Consider the following 16,227-nt stretch of genomic DNA (forward strand, 5'->3'; position numbering starts at 1 on the left):
CCCTTGATTGTAGGAGGGCCGGTGGTGGGAGTTTCAAGCCAAAACTCGCCGGAAGCCCTCCTTTCCCTCTCCACTCCTGGTCGCAAGTGAATGATCCCTTGGGGTGGGTGGAGTAGGTAAAGGCTTGGGCTGGACCTTCCGGTCCTCGCCACTTTTTAAGGATCTATGTCGGCTGTAGAGTAACTTTTCTCCTTTACAGCTTGCCCAACACTCTACGACGTCACCTTGACGTGGCGGCCGTCGAGGTGGACGCGGCCGTCGCGGATGGCACCGATGACGGCCGGGTACAGCTCATGCTCGACGCGGTGGAGCTTGGCGCCGAGCGTCTCTTCCGAGTCGTCGTTCGCCACTTCGACGGCGCGCTGGGCGATGATCGGCCCGGTGTCCATGCCGCCGTCGACGAAGTGCACGGTGACGCCGGTCACCTTCACGCCGTATTCAAGCGCTTGCGCGATCCCGTTCACGCCGGGGAAAGACGGCAGCAGCGCAGGGTGAATGTTGATGATCCGTCCGTAGTACGGGTCGATCAGGGTCGCCGTGATCAGCCGCATATAGCCGGCCAGCACGATCAAGTCGATCTGCCGCTCCTCCAGGAGCCGTAAGATCTCGGCCTCATATTCCGCGCGGGACGCGTACTCCTTCGGCCGGAACACGAAGGCGTTCACGCCGGCTTGCGCCGCCCGCTCCACCACCCGCGCCTGCGGCTTGTCGCACACAAGAAGCTCGATGGTCACATCGAGCTTCCCTGCGGCGACGGCGTCGACCAGCGCTTGAAAGTTGGAGCCGCTGCCCGACGCGAACACCGCGATGCGGAACGGCCGGTGCGCTGCCCCACTCATACAATCGCCCCGTTAAACGTGACGATCTGTTCGCCCGGCGTGACCGTTCCGATCCGGTACGCCTTCTCACCTTGCGCTTCGGCGATGCGGACCGCTGCGTCAGCTTGATCCGCCGGCACGACGAGCACCATGCCGATGCCCATATTGAAGGTGCGGAACATGTCGTTGTTGCTGACCGATCCGGCTTGCTGCAGCAAGTGGAAGATCGGCAGAATCGGCCAGGAGCCATATTCGATCTGGACGTTTACACCCGCCGGCAGGACTCGGGGGATGTTCTCCAGGAAGCCGCCGCCCGTAATATGCGCCATGCCCTTGATGTTCACTTGCTCGAGCATCGTCAGCACTTGCTTCACATAGATGCGGGTCGGGGCCAGCAGTACGTCGCCCAGCTTGCCGTCCAAGCCTTCGACCGGCTCGTGCAGGCTGTAGCCCTTGTCTTCGAGCAGCAGCTTGCGCACGAGCGAAAAGCCGTTGCTGTGCACGCCGCTTGAAGCTAGGCCGATGACGACATCGCCCGGCACGATCGTGGAGCCGTCGATGATACGCTTCTTGTCGACGATGCCGACCGTGAAGCCGGCGATGTCATACTCGCCTTGGCTGTACATGCCTGGCATCTCGGCCGTCTCGCCGCCGATCAGGGCGCAGCCCGCCTGCGAGCAGCCGTCCGCGATCCCCTTGACGATCGCTTCGATCTTCTCGGGAATGACTTTGTCGCAGGCCAGGTAGTCGAGGAAGAACAGCGGCTCCGCGCCGGACACGACTACGTCGTTCACGCACATGGCGACCGCGTCAATGCCGATCGTGTCGTGCTTGTCCATGGCGAAGGCAAGCTTCAGCTTCGTGCCTACGCCGTCCGTGCCGGACACGAGCACCGGCTCCTCGTACTTGTCCTTGTTGAGGCCGAACAAGGCGCCGAAGCCGCCGAGGTCCGTCAGCACTTCCGGCCGGAACGTCCGCTGGACGTGCTTCTTCATCCGGACGACCGCCTCGTTGCCTGCGGCGATGTCCACTCCCGCTTGTTTGTAAGCGTCCGACATTAGTTAGCCCTCCGTTGGGAGCCGGCGTATGAGGGATTTCGTTGGTTTGTGCAGCGCTCCGAAAGCGAATACCTCCGCTGCTCCCGTTGTAATGGACTTCCCTTATCCAATCAACCCATTCAGAGGTTGGAAGTCCATTACAAAAGGTCGCTTCTCCGGTATTTTCGCCTTCTCCGCTGGAGCCTTAAACCAAAGAAATCCTCATCCCGGCTCGGGATTTTATATTAAAAGATTAGGCTCACTCGGAGCCAAACTTCACGGCTTGGGGATCGTCGACTTCGGTCGGGAACTGGTTGTCGAAGCAGGCGGTGCAATGCCCCGCATTCAGCTCGCCGCCCGGCCGCCCGATGCTGTCGAGCAAGCCCCGCTTGCTCAGGAAGTGCAAGGAATCGGCGTTGATCGCCTGCCGAATCTCCTCGACCGTCTTCGACGAAGCGATGAGCTCCTTGCGGTCCGGCGTGTCGATGCCGTAGAAGCAAGGATTCTTGAACGGCGGCGACGAGATGCGCACATGCACCTCTCGGGCCCCCGCCTCGCGCAGCAGGTTGACGATGCGGAGCGACGTCGTCCCGCGGACGATCGAGTCGTCGATCATGACGACGCGCTTGCCCTCGACGACCTTGCGCACAGCGCTCAGCTTCATCTTGACTCCCTGCTCGCGCAGCTCCTGGCTCGGCTGGATGAACGTCCGGCCGGTGTAGCGGTTCTTGATCAGCCCGAGCTCGTACGGGATGCCCGTCTGCTCCGCGAAGCCGATCGCCGCCGAGATGCTCGAGTCCGGCACGCCGGTCACGACATCCGCGTCGACGAACGACTCGATCGCGAGCTGGCGCCCCATCCGTTTGCGCGCGCTGTGAATGTTGATCGCGTCGATGTCGCTGTCCGGCCGCGAGAAGTAGATGTACTCCATCGCGCAGATCGCCCGATGCTTCATTTCCGTGTACCGGTCTTCCTTCAGCCCGTCCCGGTCCAGCACGAGCAGCTCGCCCGGCGCCACGTCGCGTTCGTAAGTCGCGCCAACCGCATCGAAGGCGCAAGTCTCGGACGCGAACAAGTATGCGTCGCCCAAGCGACCCATCACGAACGGCCGCAAGCCATGCGGATCGAGCGCCGCGATGAACTTGTCCCGCGTGATGAACAGGAACGCGAATGCGCCGTTCAGCTGCTGCAGCGCTTCCTTCACCGCCAATACGATATCGTCGTGCTGCGAGCGCGCGATCAGATGGGCCACGACCTCCGTGTCGCTCGTCGTCTGGAAGATCGAGCCTTGACGCTCCAGCCGGCGGCGAATCTCGGGCGCGTTCACGATGTTCCCGTTCGTGGCGATCGCGAGATCGCCCTCCCGGTACTTGAACACGAGCGGTTGGGCGTTCACCAGCTTGCTCTCACCGGAGGTCGAATAACGTACGTGAGCGATGGCGACATCGCCTTTCAACGAAGCAAGCTTGTCGTTGTCGAACACTTCCTTCACCAAGCCCATGTCTCGGTGGAACTGGAATGACTCGCCGTCCGTCGTGCAGATCCCCGCGCTCTCCTGCCCCCGATGCTGCAGGGCATGCAGCCCGTAATAACACAACTGGGAAGCGTCGGCATGCCCGTACACCCCGAACACGCCGCACTCTTCTTTCAATTTATCGAACAAATTCTCTTTAGTGATGCCCTCGTTGTAATAGCGTCCGGTCCACAATCCGCTTGGCGTTCTCACTGCATCAAGCATGGGATCGCATCCTTCCAGACCTTCTCCAGCTCAGCGACGGCCGTACCTACAACCGCCTTGCCGTTCACGCTAACCGACAGAGCGGCCCCGCCGACCTTACCCAGCTCCGTCACCGGCACGCCTTGCTCCGCCACGAACCGCGCCAGCTCAGCCGCCTTCTCAGGCGAAGCGCTCAGCAGAATGCGCGACTGGCTTTCGCTGAACAGCGCATGGTCCGCACGCAGCGCGGTAGCCACGTTCACGACCGCCCCGCGCTTGCCGCTGATGCAGCTCTCAGCCAAAGCTACAGCCAAGCCGCCGTCGGACAAGTCGTGCGCCGAAGCGACGAGCCCTTGCTGAATCGCCTTCAGCACGGTGTTCAGCAAGCGCTTCTCAACATCCAGATCCAATACCGGAGGACGCCCTTCGGTTACGCCGTGCAGCACCTTCTGGAACTCCGTGCCGCCCAGTTCAGCCTTCGTCTCGCCCAGAAGGAAGATAACGTCGCCGTCTTGCTTGAACGCTTGGGTCGTGATGTGGTCGTGATCGTGGATCAGCCCGACCATGCCGACCACCGGCGTCGGGTAGATCGCGCCCTTCGCGTTCTCGTTGTACAAGCTGACGTTCCCGCCGATAACGGGCGTCTCGAGCACGCGGCAAGCTTCGGACATGCCGTCGACCGCCTTCTCCAGCTGCCAGAAAATTTCCGGCTTCTCCGGATTTCCGAAGTTCAGGTTGTCCGTAATCGCGAGAGGCTCGGCGCCGGAGCACACGATGTTGCGCGCCGCTTCGCTGACCGCGATTTTGCCGCCGACTTCAGGATCCAGGTACACGAACCGCCCGTTGCAGTCGGTCGTCATCGCAAGCGCTTTGCGAGTTCCAGGCACTCCGACAACAGCGGCATCCGAACCCGGACGCACGTAAGTTTCCGTCCGGACCATATAGTCGTATTGATTGTAGACCCATTCCTTGTTCGCCACCGTCGGAGACGCCAACACTTGCTTCAACGCGTCGTCCAAGTCGATGACTTCCACATACCGGGTCGTATCGATCGAAGCACTCGCTTCATAGTAAGCCGGCACCTTAGAAGGCTTGTTGTACACCGGGCACTCGTCGACGAGTGCTTTGACCGGCATATCGGCCACTTGCTCGCCCTTGTGGAACAACCGCAGACGTCCGTCGTCCGTTACTTTGCCCACCTTCGCGCAGAGCAAGCCCCAACGCTCGAAGATCTCTTTCGCTTGCGCCTCATGCTCCGGCTTCACGACGAACAGCATCCGTTCTTGCGACTCGGACAGCATCATCTCGTACGGTGTCATGCCGGTCTCGCGTTGCGGCACCTCGTCCAGATACAGCTCCATGCCGTTGCCCGCTTTACTCGCCATCTCCGAGCTGGAGCAGGTGAGCCCTGCCGCGCCCATATCTTGAATGCCGACGACGATGCCTGAATTGATCAGCTCGAGGCACGCTTCCAGCACGAGCTTCTCCATGAACGGATCGCCCACTTGAACCGCCGGACGCTTCGCTTCGGACTCGGCCGTCAGTTCCTCGGACGCGAACGTAGCCCCGTGAATGCCGTCGCGGCCCGTTGCCGGTCCGACGTAGAACACTGGGTTGCCGATGCCTTGCGCGACACCCTTCTGAATTTTATCGTGATCGATCAAGCCTACGCACATCGCGTTCACGAGCGGATTGCCTTCGTAGCTCTCGTCGAACATCACTTCGCCGCCGACCGTCGGGATGCCGATACAGTTGCCGTAGCCCGCGATGCCGGACACGACGTGCTCGAACAAATATTTCACCCGATCGTTCTTCAGCGACCCGAACCGGAGCGAGTTAAGTGATGCCACCGGACGTGCGCCCATCGAGAAAATGTCGCGGATAATGCCGCCTACACCCGTAGCCGCACCTTGGTAAGGTTCGATCGCGGAAGGGTGGTTATGGCTTTCAATTTTGAACACGACCGCTTGCTTGTCGCCGATATCGACGATTCCGGCGCCTTCGCCCGGTCCCATCAGGACGCGAGGACCCGAGGTGGGGAAACGGCGCAACAGCGGTTTCGAATTTTTATAAGAGCAATGCTCGGACCACATGACGCTGAATACGCCGATCTCGACATAGTTCGGATTCCGCCCGAGAAACCCGCAGATCAGCTCGTATTCGGCATCGGACACGCCCATTTGCTTGTAGATCTTCTGCTCCGCGATTTGCTGTGCGGTAGGCTCTTTAACCGACAACTGCTGTGCCATGTTTCTCCCTCCATGCGTTCAAGATCGATGTGAACATCCGCTTGCCGTCCTCCGAGCCGAGCAGTTGGTGCACCGCGCGCTCCGGATGCGGCATCATGCCGAGCACGTTCCCTTGCTTGTTGCAGATGCCCGCAATGCCGTCGATCGAGCCGTTCGGGTTCTCTACCGCATACCGGAACACGATCTGGTTGTTCGCCTTCAGTTCGGCCAGCGTTGCTTCGTCGCAGTAGTAGTTGCCTTCGCCGTGCGCGATCGGAATGTCGATCTCTTCCCCAGCCGTATATTGCGTTGTGAACGGAGTATTCGCATTCTCCACACGCAGCATCGACGAATGGCAGCGGAACTTCAGCGTCTGGTTGCGCAGCATGGCGCCGGGCAGCAAGCCCGATTCCAACAGAATCTGGAACCCGTTGCAAATCCCCAGCACGAATTTCCCTTGCTCAGCCGCCTTCACCACTTCATTCATAACAGGAGCGAAACGCGAGATGGCCCCGCAACGCAAGTAATCCCCGTAGGAGAAGCCCCCCGGCACGAGAATCGCATCGTATTTGGACAAATCCGTCGTCGTATGCCAGACATAATCGACCGATTGGCCGATCGTCGTTTCTACTGCCTTGTAACAATCGATGTCGCAGTTCGAACCCGGAAACACGAGCACTGCAAAATTCATTATCCTATCCTCCCTTGATCTCCCCAGCCCGGGGTCCACATCCGATGCGTTAGCCCTTCCAGTGTGTCAACCGTATCCTAATTCAACTGGTAACGGTAGTCTTCGATGACCGTGTTCGCCAGCAGCTTCTCGCACATCGCCTTCACGCGAGTCTCCGCTTCCGCCCGATCCGTCGTGTCCAGCGCCAGCTCCATGTACTTGCCGATGCGCACCTTGCCCACTTCCGAGAAGCCCATCGAGTGCAAGGCGCCTTGTACGGCGTTGCCCTGCGGGTCTAATACGTTTTCTTTGATCGTTACATATACGGTTGCTTTGATCATGGATTCCAAGTCCTCCCCGGATATTGTCCCAGTGTATTTATAAGAAAAGCTCTTTTAGGAGCTTCTCGGAGATGTCGCCGAGTCCTTCTTTAGAGGTAGCTTTTCTTGCGAGCAGAAAGTTTAAATTCCAGGCCGGAATTTTGTACTTTCTTTACTCTTCGAAAAAAGAGCGGTTTACCCGTCGAGCCATTCATTCCAAAAGTTAATCCTGCGTCAAACGTCTCCAGATATCGCGATAACGCCGTGTCGTCTCGGCGACCACTTCCGCGGGCAACGGATCGGGGGTGCTGTTCTTGTCCCAATCCGAGTTCAAGAGGTACGTCCGCACCGGTTCCTTGTCCATCCCATCGATCTCGATGTCGTACGCGTACTTTTCCTTCGCCCAAAAACGGGAGGAATCCGGAGTAAACACTTCGTCGATCAAAATAACCTGGCCGTCCACAATGCCGAACTCGAACTTCGTATCCGCCAGGATGATGCCGCGCTTCTCGCAGTAGGCATGCGCGTATTCGTACAGCCTAAGGCTCTTGTCCCGCAGCTCGGCCGCGAGCTCCTTCCCAACCAGCTCTTCCATCCGCTCGAACGGGATGTCCTCGTCGTGGCCCACATCGTTTTTGGCGGCCGGCGTGAAGATCGGCTTCTCGAACCGCTCATTTTTGCGCAGACCTGCAGGCAAATCGATGCCGTTAATCTGACCGGTTTTCTCGTATTGTCTCCAGCCGCCCCCGGTAATATAGCCGCGCACGACGCACTCAATGTCGATCCGCTCCGCCTTTTTCGTCACCATGAATCGGTCCTTCAGCAGCTCCTCGGAGCCCCCCGCCACGATGCCGTCCAGCTTCTCGATGTCCGCATGGACCACATGATTCGGCTGAATCGCCGCCGTCTCCTCGAACCAGAACTTGCTGATCTGATTCAGCACGTTGCCCTTATCCGGCACGGCCGGGGACAGGATGTAATCGAACGCCGAGATCCGGTCCGTCACGACGATCAGGTAATGCTCGCCGAGGTCGTAGATTTCCCGAACCTTGCCTTTATACTTGATGGGGACATTAATGAATTCCGCCGCACTGGAAATCGCTTGTACTTCGCTCACCCTCATTGCCCCCTTTAGATTAACTCGAGTCTTTGGAAAATCGTGTCGACATGCTTGAGATGCCAGCTAGGATCGAAGCAATCGGCCAGCTCTTCGAGGGTCAGCTGCTCCCGGATGACCGGATCGTTCTCCACAATCTCGCGGAACGAACGTTTCTCCTCCCAAGCCTGCATCGCCTTCGGCTGCACAGTGTCGTACGCTTGCTCGCGGCTGAAGCCTTTGTCGATGAGCTTCGTCAGCACCCGGCCGGAGAAAGGAACGTCGTACGTGCTTCTCATGTTGCGCAGCATGTTCTCCGGGAACACGGTCAAATTCTTGATGATGTTGCCCAGACGGTTCAGCATGTAGTTGATCAGAATCGTCGAATCCGGGATGATGATCCGTTCTACCGAGGAGTGCGAGATGTCGCGCTCATGCCAGAGCGGCACGTTCTCGTACGCCGACAGCATGTGGCCGCGGATGACGCGGGACAGCCCGGAGATGCTCTCGCAGCCGATCGGGTTGCGCTTGTGCGGCATCGCGGAGGAGCCTTTTTGCCCCTTGGCGAACGGCTCTTCCACCTCGCGGAACTCGCTCTTCTGCAGGGCGCGGATCTCGGTCGCGAACTTGTCCAGCGATGTGGCGATCAGGGCGATCGTCGCGATGTATTCGGCGTGGCGGTCGCGCTGCAGCGTCTGCGTAGAGATCGGAGCCGGCTTCGTGCCGAGCTTCTCGCATACATATTGCTCCAGGAACGGATCGGCATTCGCATACGTGCCTACCGCCCCCGAGATTTTGCCGAATTGGACGCGGTTCGCGGCATGGCGGAACCGCTCGAGGTTGCGCTTCATCTCTTCATGCCAGAGCGCCATCTTCAGCCCGAACGTAGTCGGCTCCGCATGGACGCCGTGGGTGCGGCCCATCATCGGCGTGTGTTTATATTGAATCGCTTTGTTGCGCAAAATATCGATAAAGTTCAGGATGTCTTTCTCGATGATCCGATTCGCCTGCAGCATCAGGTAGCCGAGCGCGGTGTCGACGACATCGGTCGAAGTCAGGCCGTAGTGCACCCACTTGCGCTCAGGGCCGAGCGTCTCGGATACGGCGCGGGTGAAGGCGATTACGTCGTGGCGCGTCTCCTCCTCGATCTCATAAATGCGCTCGATGTTGAAGCTCGCATTCGCACGGAGTGCCTTCACGTCTTCCTTCGGGATCACCCCAAGCTCGGACCAAGCCTCGCACGACAAAATCTCCACTTCCAGCCAAGCCTTGAATTTGTTCTCTTCCGTCCAGATCGCCGCCATCTCCGGTCGGCTGTAACGCTGCAGCATGGAATCGTTCCTCCGTTTGATTAAAGTGAAAAATGTTCGATGTATCGTTAACGGGCCTAATGGTTCATGCCCTTAGCTTTTCCATATCGGGGACTCGCTTACCCAGCGAATCGCTCGTTCGACGTCGGGGGTCAGCAAATTGATGTGCCCCATCTTGCGCTTCACCTTCGCCTCATGCTTGCCATACAGATGAAGCTTGGCGGTGACGCCCTCCGGCAGCCCTCGCTGCTCCGGCAGCCACTCCATAAGCGGCTCGATGTGCTCGCCGAGGAGGTTGACCATCACTACGGGGGTGAGCAATTCCGTCGGGCCGAGCGGCAAATTGCAGATCGCTCTCACGTGCTGCTCGAATTGCGACGTGGTGCACGCCTCCATCGTATAATGCCCGGAGTTGTGCGGGCGAGGCGCCAATTCGTTGACGAACAGCTCACCGTCTGCGGTCAGGAACATCTCTACTGCGAGCAGGCCGACCATCTCGAGCGACTCCGCGATCTGAATCGCCATCTGCTCCGCTCGCTTCAGGGTTTGTTCGTCTGTCGCGCGTACAGGAACGATGGACAAGTGCAGGATGTTGTGCACATGGATGTTCTCCGCCGGCGGGAACGACTTCGTCTCCCCCTGCGGACTGCGCGCCACGATAACGGAGAGCTCCTTCTCGAAGCGGATGAACTGCTCGAGCACGAGCTCCGTCTTCGCCTTGCTGAGCGTGGCGTACGCTTCGGGCACCTCATCGACAGATCGGATGACCCATTGGCCCTTGCCGTCGTATCCGCCGGTCGCCGTCTTCAGGACACATGGCGTGCCGAACGCCGCCACCGCTTCCCGCAGCTCGTCAACGCTTGCGATCTCGCGGTACGGGGCGACTTGCACGCCTGCTGCTTCGATCGCGCGCTTCTCGCGAAGCCGGTGCTGCGTCGTATGGAGCAGACGGCTGCCCTGCGGCACATACGACTCGCTCATGAGCATCTGAGCGACGCCCGCATCGACATTCTCGAATTCGTACGTGATCACGTCCGCCTTCTCGGCGAGCCGACGGGCCGCCTCCGCGTCGTCGTAGGCGGCCACGATCTGCTCGGCCACCTGTCCGCACGGGGCGTCCGGCGTCGGATCGAGCGTGACGAACCGGAAGCCCATGTTTCGTCCCGCCAGCGCGAGCATGCGGCCTAGCTGGCCGCCGCCCAGCACGCCGATCGTGCTGCCCGGCAGGAGCCGGCGGCCGCCGCGGTTAGTCCTTCCCGACGGTTGTCCGCTCATAGCTGATCACTGCTTTCCAACACCTTCAGCCGGGTGTTGTTCTTGCGTTCGATCAGCCGGCGCTGCACGTCGGGGTCGGTGACCCCCAGGATTTGGGCCGCGAGCAGTCCCGCGTTCGTGGCTCCGGCGTTGCCGATCGCCACCGTCGCGACCGGCACGCCGCCCGGCATCTGCACAATCGAGAGCAGCGAGTCGAGGCCGTTCAGGCTCGACGACTTCACGGGCACGCCAATGACCGGCAAGACGGTCTTCGACGCGACCATACCCGGGAGGTGCGCCGCTCCGCCGGCTCCTGCGATGATGACGCGGAGGCCGCGTTCGATCGCGCTCTCCGCGTATTCGAACATGAGGTCCGGCGTCCGGTGCGCCGACACGACCTTCTTCTCGTACGCGATGTTCAACTCGTCCAATACATCGCAAGCATGCTTCATCGTTTCCCAATCCGATGTGCTTCCCATAATGACTCCGACTTGCGCCGCCATGTGCGTTTACCCTCTTTCCGATTCGGAAATGAAAAAAGTCCAGCGACAGACATAGCGTCTTATACGATGGACGTAAGCTAAAATTCGACATCATTCGAGCCCTAGAGGCCTGATGAAGGCGAAAAAAAGGAAGGCCGACAAGGCATGCACCGCCCGTCGAACTCATTCCTTTGATTATCAGCTCACTCGTAGTCCAAAAATTTGCGGTTTCTGGGTAGAGACTTTCGGGCCGTATCCCCGAAGATATACGAGATCAAGGCGTTAATTACGAATTACTTTTTACATCTCTAGTTTATCAAGCGTAACATGGTCATGTCAACTTTAAAAGGCGAACATTTTTGTGACATCTCTATATTAAAGTTCGCTTTTCTTGCTTCAGTCATAAGAAAAGCTCCTAATGGAGCCTTCTCGGAGATGTCGTCGAATCCTTCTTTAGAGGGAGCTTTTTCTTGCGAGCAGAAAGTTCAAATTCCGAGGCGGAATTTATACTTTCTTTACTCTAAAAAACAAGCCTCTTCCCGGGCAGCAGTCCCAGGAAGAGGCCTCCTAATAGCTTATTTGTTCATTAATCCAGCTGTTTGCAGCAGACGCTTCACTACGACTGCCGCTTGAGCCCGGGTGGCGGTCCCCTCCGGAGTCAGTTCTGCATCTCCGGTTCCTTGCATGATACCGGTCTGAATCATCTGCGAGAACGCCGCCTCGGCCCAACCACTAACAGCCCCAGCATCCGCGTATTTTGCGAGCTTGCCTGCTGACGCATTTGCGCCGGCTTCCTGCCCTGCAAAGGCCAGCGCTCTCGCGGCCATAACCGCCATCTGTTCCCGCGTAATAATCGCGTTCGGAAGGAACGTCCGATCTTCGAACCCGCTGACGAGTCCTGTTTTGACGGCCGCTCCTACGGCACCTGCGTACCAGTCTTTGGCGGTGACGTCCGAGAAGTTGGCCGCAGCCGCTTGATCTTCTGCCAGACCCAAGGCTCGCACCACCAAGGATGCGAATTGCGCCCGTGTAATGGAAGCATCAGGCGAGAACGTCGTTTCCGTCATTCCTTGCGCGATCATCTTCGAAGCCAACCATTCCACGTCTGCCTTGGACCAGTGCTGGTTCAGGTCCTCAAAGGTTTGCTGATGCGTCACTACGGCATATGTACTATTGCCGTTCCGCTGCATGACCGCCTCGATTTGACCGTCCACCTGTGTGAATACTGTCGGTACGGGGTAGAACGTTTGCGTCTCCGCATCATACCGAACGCCAACTAGCAGCTCCACATCCCAAGTCCCCGCCAGCTTGATCGTCCTGGTCACCAACGTAGACCCAAAATCGTTCACAGGCGTGCTCTTCCCGTTGACCACGAGACTTACGGAGAATTCGTACGGATCGCTAGCCAGCGTCATTCCTGCTTGAGCGGCCTTATTCGCCACAGGCTCTGCTGCTGCTCCGCTTTCCTGTACCAAACTCACGACCACCTTCACATCATCCGGCGAAACACCGAGCTTCTGCGCTGCGCTTGTCAGATTCAGTACACCAACAGGGAGCAAATACCCGGCATTCGGGCCTTGGATCGCCAGTACCACATGCGGAGCCTGATTCGCCGTAGAGGCCAGCACGCCCGCCGGAATCTCTACATTCGCCGTCGCCGCCTTCATTCCGCTGAGATCGACGATCACGACTTGCTTGTCTTCATCCTTGCCTTTGAGCAGATTAAGCGCTTGTGCCAGCTTGTCAGCGTTGAACGCTACAGTAGCGGTTGTCTTGCCGTCTGCCCCTGCGCTCTCTGTCACGGTTAGCGATCCGCTGCCCAATCGGACACCTTCGTTCGTTTCCTTCGGTTCTGTATTTCCGGTCTGTGGATTGCCGCCGGCACTCGGACTTGCTACTCCGCCACTAGGATCATTGCCAGCTCCAGTACTAGTCTCCGTGCCGTTTCCGGTGTCCGTGCCGTTCCCGGGATTGGAACCGCCGCCGGTGTCCGTTCCTGTACCAGTGTCCGCTCCAGAGCACGAGCTCATATCTGCAAACGGCGCTCCGTTCCCTTGGCTACCTGGCGTTCCACCAGTTGTGATTACTCCCAGCTCTAAATTGTCAAAGTACACTCGGCTCTTTGCCGTTACATAGTTGGTGCCCGGTTCGTAATTTCCAATGGAAGTCCTGGCGCTATAGAGCCCTTGTTGGCCTGGAAGCTGAATTTCGTCCCCGTCCGCAGTAGAAGACAATCTAAGAGTATATTGGTGCCCGGCGATTAAGGGCGCGTCGGCTTGAATTTCAAAATCGCCCCACCCTTGTTCCGCCTTCTTTACATCGACTGCCTGACTTACGGTATCGTCCCACAATGTGAAATCGGAGGCGTACACCGCCTTCACTATGCTAGACGCTCCGCTGCGATAGGGCATATCAATCGAGATCGCATCCGAGCTATTGTCCGGTGCAACGAAGTCCACGATTTTATCTCCCGGCATGATGTAGCCGGATAGCGGATGCATGGTGTAATACTGATGACCGGTTGTGCGATACGGACCTTGACGCCACGAATCGTAGGAATAGTAAAGTTTGGTAGTATCGTATCCGCCCCATTGAATGATCGGTACCTCCTGCCCGCACACATTCATGGTTAGCTGGATCGGCGCATCGTTCGGTCCGATATTCATTTCAAACCGGCCTAGTTTGATCGGTTCATTACGCTCATCGTATGTAACATAATTGCTGGAGATTTCTTTTAATGGCACATATGTGGACTCGTAAACGGAATTTTTCACGTTTACCTTCACCTTGCTCGGGTCCTGCACATAGACCCTGCCGCTTAGTTTTCCCGTCGCACTATTGTAGGAGAACTCTGCAGTGGATGCGGCGTACGAAACGATCGGCAGCAGCATCGAGACGAGCAAAAACATAGTTAGCATCCAACTCATCTTTTTAAAACTCAGCAACGTACTCATCTTCCATCTCCTGTTCTGGTTCGTTTGGCGCTACTTGGCGAGCGCTTTATTTATGTCAATCCGGAGGGATTGATATAAATCCTCTTTAGGGACGCGACGCATGGCTTGGCTTAATTCCTCACTCGCCAGCTCCAACGATCTCAAGTCGCCCGTCTCGTTGCTTTGCCTCACCCAGGCTTTGGCCGATTCATAATGAATCGTGTGCGACCATGGAATCATAGCGGAACTTCTCTCGAAGCTTGCTTGCGCCTGCTCCCACTCCTTCATATCGGCCAACTGAATCGCACGCTCCTTGAACCCGTAACCTGCCCCCAGCCACAGCATAAAAGCTACAACCGGCACGGTCACAACCGTCGCGAGCGGCACTGCTACTCGCATTTTGGCTTTGGACCAGATTGGTTTCGCAATCTCTTTCTTGCCGGTTGCATATGGTGCTGACATTACGAAAAACAATAAGCCAAGCAGCAATGGAAATTCCAAATCGAAATCAAACCCTGCATGCAGCAACATCACACCCGCAAGCAGCATCGCCGCCTTCATCCAGAACACTGATTCTTGCGAAGCGCCTTTGCTCCGGATTTGACGAAGTCCTGTCCAATAAAAAGCCGCAATCGCCAGTAAAAACACGATCAATCCGATGATGCCTGCGTCCAATGCAAGCTGGATGTAGTGATTATGCACATAGCGCACGTAGTACAGTTGCGAGCGATATTGGGTCAGTAGCACGCTCCACCCCCCGCCGCCAGTCCCCCCAAGCCAAAAGTCCCGGACGATGGAGAGGCTGTCTTTCCAATATACGAGCCGGATCCGGAACTCCGATGTCTCGGGCTGGATACTCTTCACGCGCTGCCACCAGAACAAGAAATCCGTGCGAACGGCAGCAGCGATCAAATAACCGCTTATATGGGCTACCGCTACTCCAGAAAGAACCGGGCGAGCTCTGGCTTCTCGGAACATCATCAGCCCGATCAACAAAGCCATCCCCCACAAGACCCAGACAGAACGAGACATCGTAAGGAGCAAGCCACTAGACAAGATAGCCATCAGGACGAAATACGTCTTGCCTTTGAACTTGAGGTAGAGGAAGATCGCCAGAAACAATGCGACAAGCAAATAAATCGCGAGCGCATTCGCGTATTCGAATGTCGACTCCAAACGCCCTTTGCGATCCATATGGAACAAGATACCCAGGACGGCTACGAAGACGCCGCTCCATACCCACGCTTTGTAGATCCCCGGTCTCTGCACATCGGGTATAGTTAGCGTCAGGATAGACAAGGGGATCAAACTCGTTACCTTCATCGCTTCGAGCAAGGCAGCTTCCCCATCCAGCGCATATAGAATCGATCCCCCATAGAGAGCGACCAGCAGGAAGATGGGAAGATGGTACATCGGATGAAAGGGGATGGTCTTCCGTCTCCACACAACAATGAGGGCAATAGCAGCTGCGATACCCGTCATCACCAAGTAGCCGGTCTCGTAAAAATACCCTTGCAAGCATGCTCCAATCCACACAAACAGGCCAACTGCCCATGCATTGACTTTGTGATTCATCAGGGGTCCCCTAAAAAAGACAAAAAGAAACCAAGCTCCAATAGAGCAACCCGGCGATCATGCCGCCATAATAGGCGGGGTAGACCCGTGGCTTTGCGTCTCCGACTTTCGTACGGATTTGCCTTTGTTCGTATTCGCTTGGTTTCTGGTCTTGTAGATTCGTGTCGAAAATAGGTCATATTTGCTATTTCAGCATACATGCAATACCCTATATTTGCAATCATTTTTGGTAATTTTAACTTATTATTGGATCCCTTGACCTATTTAAGCAACCGAACATCGCCGGTTAGGTCCATTAGTGTTTGCGGTTCGTTTTCGTGCTAGTCTGGCGTTTTCCCACGGCATCGACCTGCTCTGTTGTGATCCTCTTTCCTGCCATTGTAGGTTCCGTACGATCCACGTCCAGGTTTCGATCAGAGGGAATTTCTCCCTCATTTCAATCCATTTCCCGCGTTCTGGTTCCAGGAAGAGGATTTCCTCCCTCTCTTTTGGGCCAAATCAGCCAAACCGGGGCGTTTGTATCGAAAGAGGTAGAGGTTTTCCCCCACATACAGCCTAATACAGTAAACCAGGCTCGAACAGAGGGAGGATTTCCCTTTCCAATCACCGGTAGGATCCCGGAGGAGCCTTCGCTTGCGTACGTTAAGAACTTAATCATATTTTATAGAACAGAAAAAACCCGTACAATCATGTACGGGCTCTTCTCGTAAGCTTTTGCTTGGCAACGTCCTACTCTCCCAGGACCCTTCGGTCCAAGTACCATCGGCGCTGGAGGGCTTAACGGTCG

At 57.3% G+C, this 16,227-nt stretch carries 12 protein-coding genes and 2 riboswitches; all 12 genes read right to left on the reverse strand.

The window, feature by feature from the left end:
• Positions 1 to 212: 212 nt before the first annotated feature.
• Complete coding sequence (purN, locus tag ACI5FR_RS32895) at positions 213 to 839, reverse strand: phosphoribosylglycinamide formyltransferase (protein WP_405462514.1); 627 nt, start codon at positions 837 to 839, stop codon at positions 213 to 215.
• Positions 836 to 1,876 (reverse strand): phosphoribosylformylglycinamidine cyclo-ligase, encoded by a 1,041-nt coding sequence (purM, locus tag ACI5FR_RS32900; protein ID WP_405462516.1) that lies wholly within the window; start codon positions 1,874 to 1,876, stop codon positions 836 to 838. Before purM ends, purN begins: the two co-directional genes overlap by 4 nt.
• A 238-nt stretch (positions 1,877 to 2,114) precedes the next feature.
• Positions 2,115 to 3,593, reverse strand: coding sequence for an amidophosphoribosyltransferase (gene purF, locus ACI5FR_RS32905; RefSeq protein WP_405462517.1), 1,479 nt, complete (start codon positions 3,591 to 3,593; stop codon positions 2,115 to 2,117).
• Positions 3,578 to 5,821, reverse strand: a complete 2,244-nt coding sequence (gene purL / locus ACI5FR_RS32910) for a phosphoribosylformylglycinamidine synthase subunit PurL (RefSeq protein WP_405462519.1) — start codon at positions 5,819 to 5,821, stop codon at positions 3,578 to 3,580. Before purL ends, purF begins: the two co-directional genes overlap by 16 nt.
• Entirely contained in the window at positions 5,799 to 6,491 is a 693-nt protein-coding gene (gene purQ, locus ACI5FR_RS32915) for a phosphoribosylformylglycinamidine synthase subunit PurQ (protein ID WP_405462521.1), read from the reverse strand. Before purQ ends, purL begins: the two co-directional genes overlap by 23 nt.
• 77 nt (positions 6,492 to 6,568) lie before the next feature.
• Entirely contained in the window at positions 6,569 to 6,811 is a 243-nt protein-coding gene (gene purS, locus ACI5FR_RS32920; RefSeq protein WP_405462522.1) for a phosphoribosylformylglycinamidine synthase subunit PurS, read from the reverse strand.
• A 202-nt stretch (positions 6,812 to 7,013) separates the two neighbouring features.
• On the reverse strand, positions 7,014 to 7,907 hold the full coding sequence (locus ACI5FR_RS32925; protein WP_405462524.1) for a phosphoribosylaminoimidazolesuccinocarboxamide synthase: 894 nt from the start codon (positions 7,905 to 7,907) through the stop codon (positions 7,014 to 7,016).
• Positions 7,908 to 7,921: 14 nt separating this feature from the next.
• Positions 7,922 to 9,217, reverse strand: coding sequence for an adenylosuccinate lyase (purB, locus tag ACI5FR_RS32930; protein WP_405462525.1), 1,296 nt, complete (start codon positions 9,215 to 9,217; stop codon positions 7,922 to 7,924).
• A 72-nt stretch (positions 9,218 to 9,289) separates the two neighbouring features.
• Positions 9,290 to 10,471, reverse strand: coding sequence for a 5-(carboxyamino)imidazole ribonucleotide synthase (gene purK, locus ACI5FR_RS32935; protein WP_405462526.1), 1,182 nt, complete (start codon positions 10,469 to 10,471; stop codon positions 9,290 to 9,292).
• Complete coding sequence (purE, locus tag ACI5FR_RS32940; RefSeq protein ID WP_405462528.1) at positions 10,468 to 10,953, reverse strand: 5-(carboxyamino)imidazole ribonucleotide mutase; 486 nt, start codon at positions 10,951 to 10,953, stop codon at positions 10,468 to 10,470. Before purE ends, purK begins: the two co-directional genes overlap by 4 nt.
• Positions 10,954 to 11,122: 169 nt before the next feature.
• Positions 11,123 to 11,224, reverse strand: a riboswitch (purine riboswitch).
• A gap of 283 nt (positions 11,225 to 11,507) precedes the next feature.
• Positions 11,508 to 13,886, reverse strand: a complete 2,379-nt coding sequence (locus tag ACI5FR_RS32945) for an S-layer homology domain-containing protein (protein WP_405462530.1) — start codon at positions 13,884 to 13,886, stop codon at positions 11,508 to 11,510.
• A 30-nt stretch (positions 13,887 to 13,916) separates the two neighbouring features.
• Positions 13,917 to 15,440, reverse strand: coding sequence for an O-antigen ligase family protein (locus ACI5FR_RS32950; protein WP_405462532.1), 1,524 nt, complete (start codon positions 15,438 to 15,440; stop codon positions 13,917 to 13,919).
• A 41-nt stretch (positions 15,441 to 15,481) separates the two neighbouring features.
• Positions 15,482 to 15,573, reverse strand: a riboswitch (cyclic di-GMP riboswitch).
• Positions 15,574 to 16,227 lie beyond the last annotated feature (654 nt).

The sequence above is a fragment of the Paenibacillus sp. HJGM_3 genome, assembly GCF_045062745.1.
Taxonomy (GTDB): domain Bacteria; phylum Bacillota; class Bacilli; order Paenibacillales; family NBRC-103111; genus Paenibacillus_AA.

Excerpts from the sequence above, each read along its gene's own strand:
- purN (WP_405462514.1), bottom strand. The coding sequence starts at position 839 with ATGAGTGGGGCAGCGCACCGGCCGTTCCGCATCGCGGTGTTCGCGTCG.
- purM (WP_405462516.1), bottom strand. The coding sequence starts at position 1,876 with ATGTCGGACGCTTACAAACAAGCGGGAGTGGACATCGCCGCAGGCAAC.
- purF (WP_405462517.1), bottom strand. The coding sequence starts at position 3,593 with ATGCTTGATGCAGTGAGAACGCCAAGCGGATTGTGGACCGGACGCTAT.
- purL (WP_405462519.1), bottom strand. The coding sequence starts at position 5,821 with ATGGCACAGCAGTTGTCGGTTAAAGAGCCTACCGCACAGCAAATCGCG.
- purQ (WP_405462521.1), bottom strand. The coding sequence starts at position 6,491 with ATGAATTTTGCAGTGCTCGTGTTTCCGGGTTCGAACTGCGACATCGAT.
- purS (WP_405462522.1), bottom strand. The coding sequence starts at position 6,811 with ATGATCAAAGCAACCGTATATGTAACGATCAAAGAAAACGTATTAGAC.
- purB (WP_405462525.1), bottom strand. The coding sequence starts at position 9,217 with ATGCTGCAGCGTTACAGCCGACCGGAGATGGCGGCGATCTGGACGGAA.
- purK (WP_405462526.1), bottom strand. The coding sequence starts at position 10,471 with ATGAGCGGACAACCGTCGGGAAGGACTAACCGCGGCGGCCGCCGGCTC.
- purE (WP_405462528.1), bottom strand. The coding sequence starts at position 10,953 with ATGGCGGCGCAAGTCGGAGTCATTATGGGAAGCACATCGGATTGGGAA.
- ACI5FR_RS32945 (WP_405462530.1), bottom strand. The coding sequence starts at position 13,886 with ATGAGTACGTTGCTGAGTTTTAAAAAGATGAGTTGGATGCTAACTATG.
- ACI5FR_RS32950 (WP_405462532.1), bottom strand. The coding sequence starts at position 15,440 with ATGAATCACAAAGTCAATGCATGGGCAGTTGGCCTGTTTGTGTGGATT.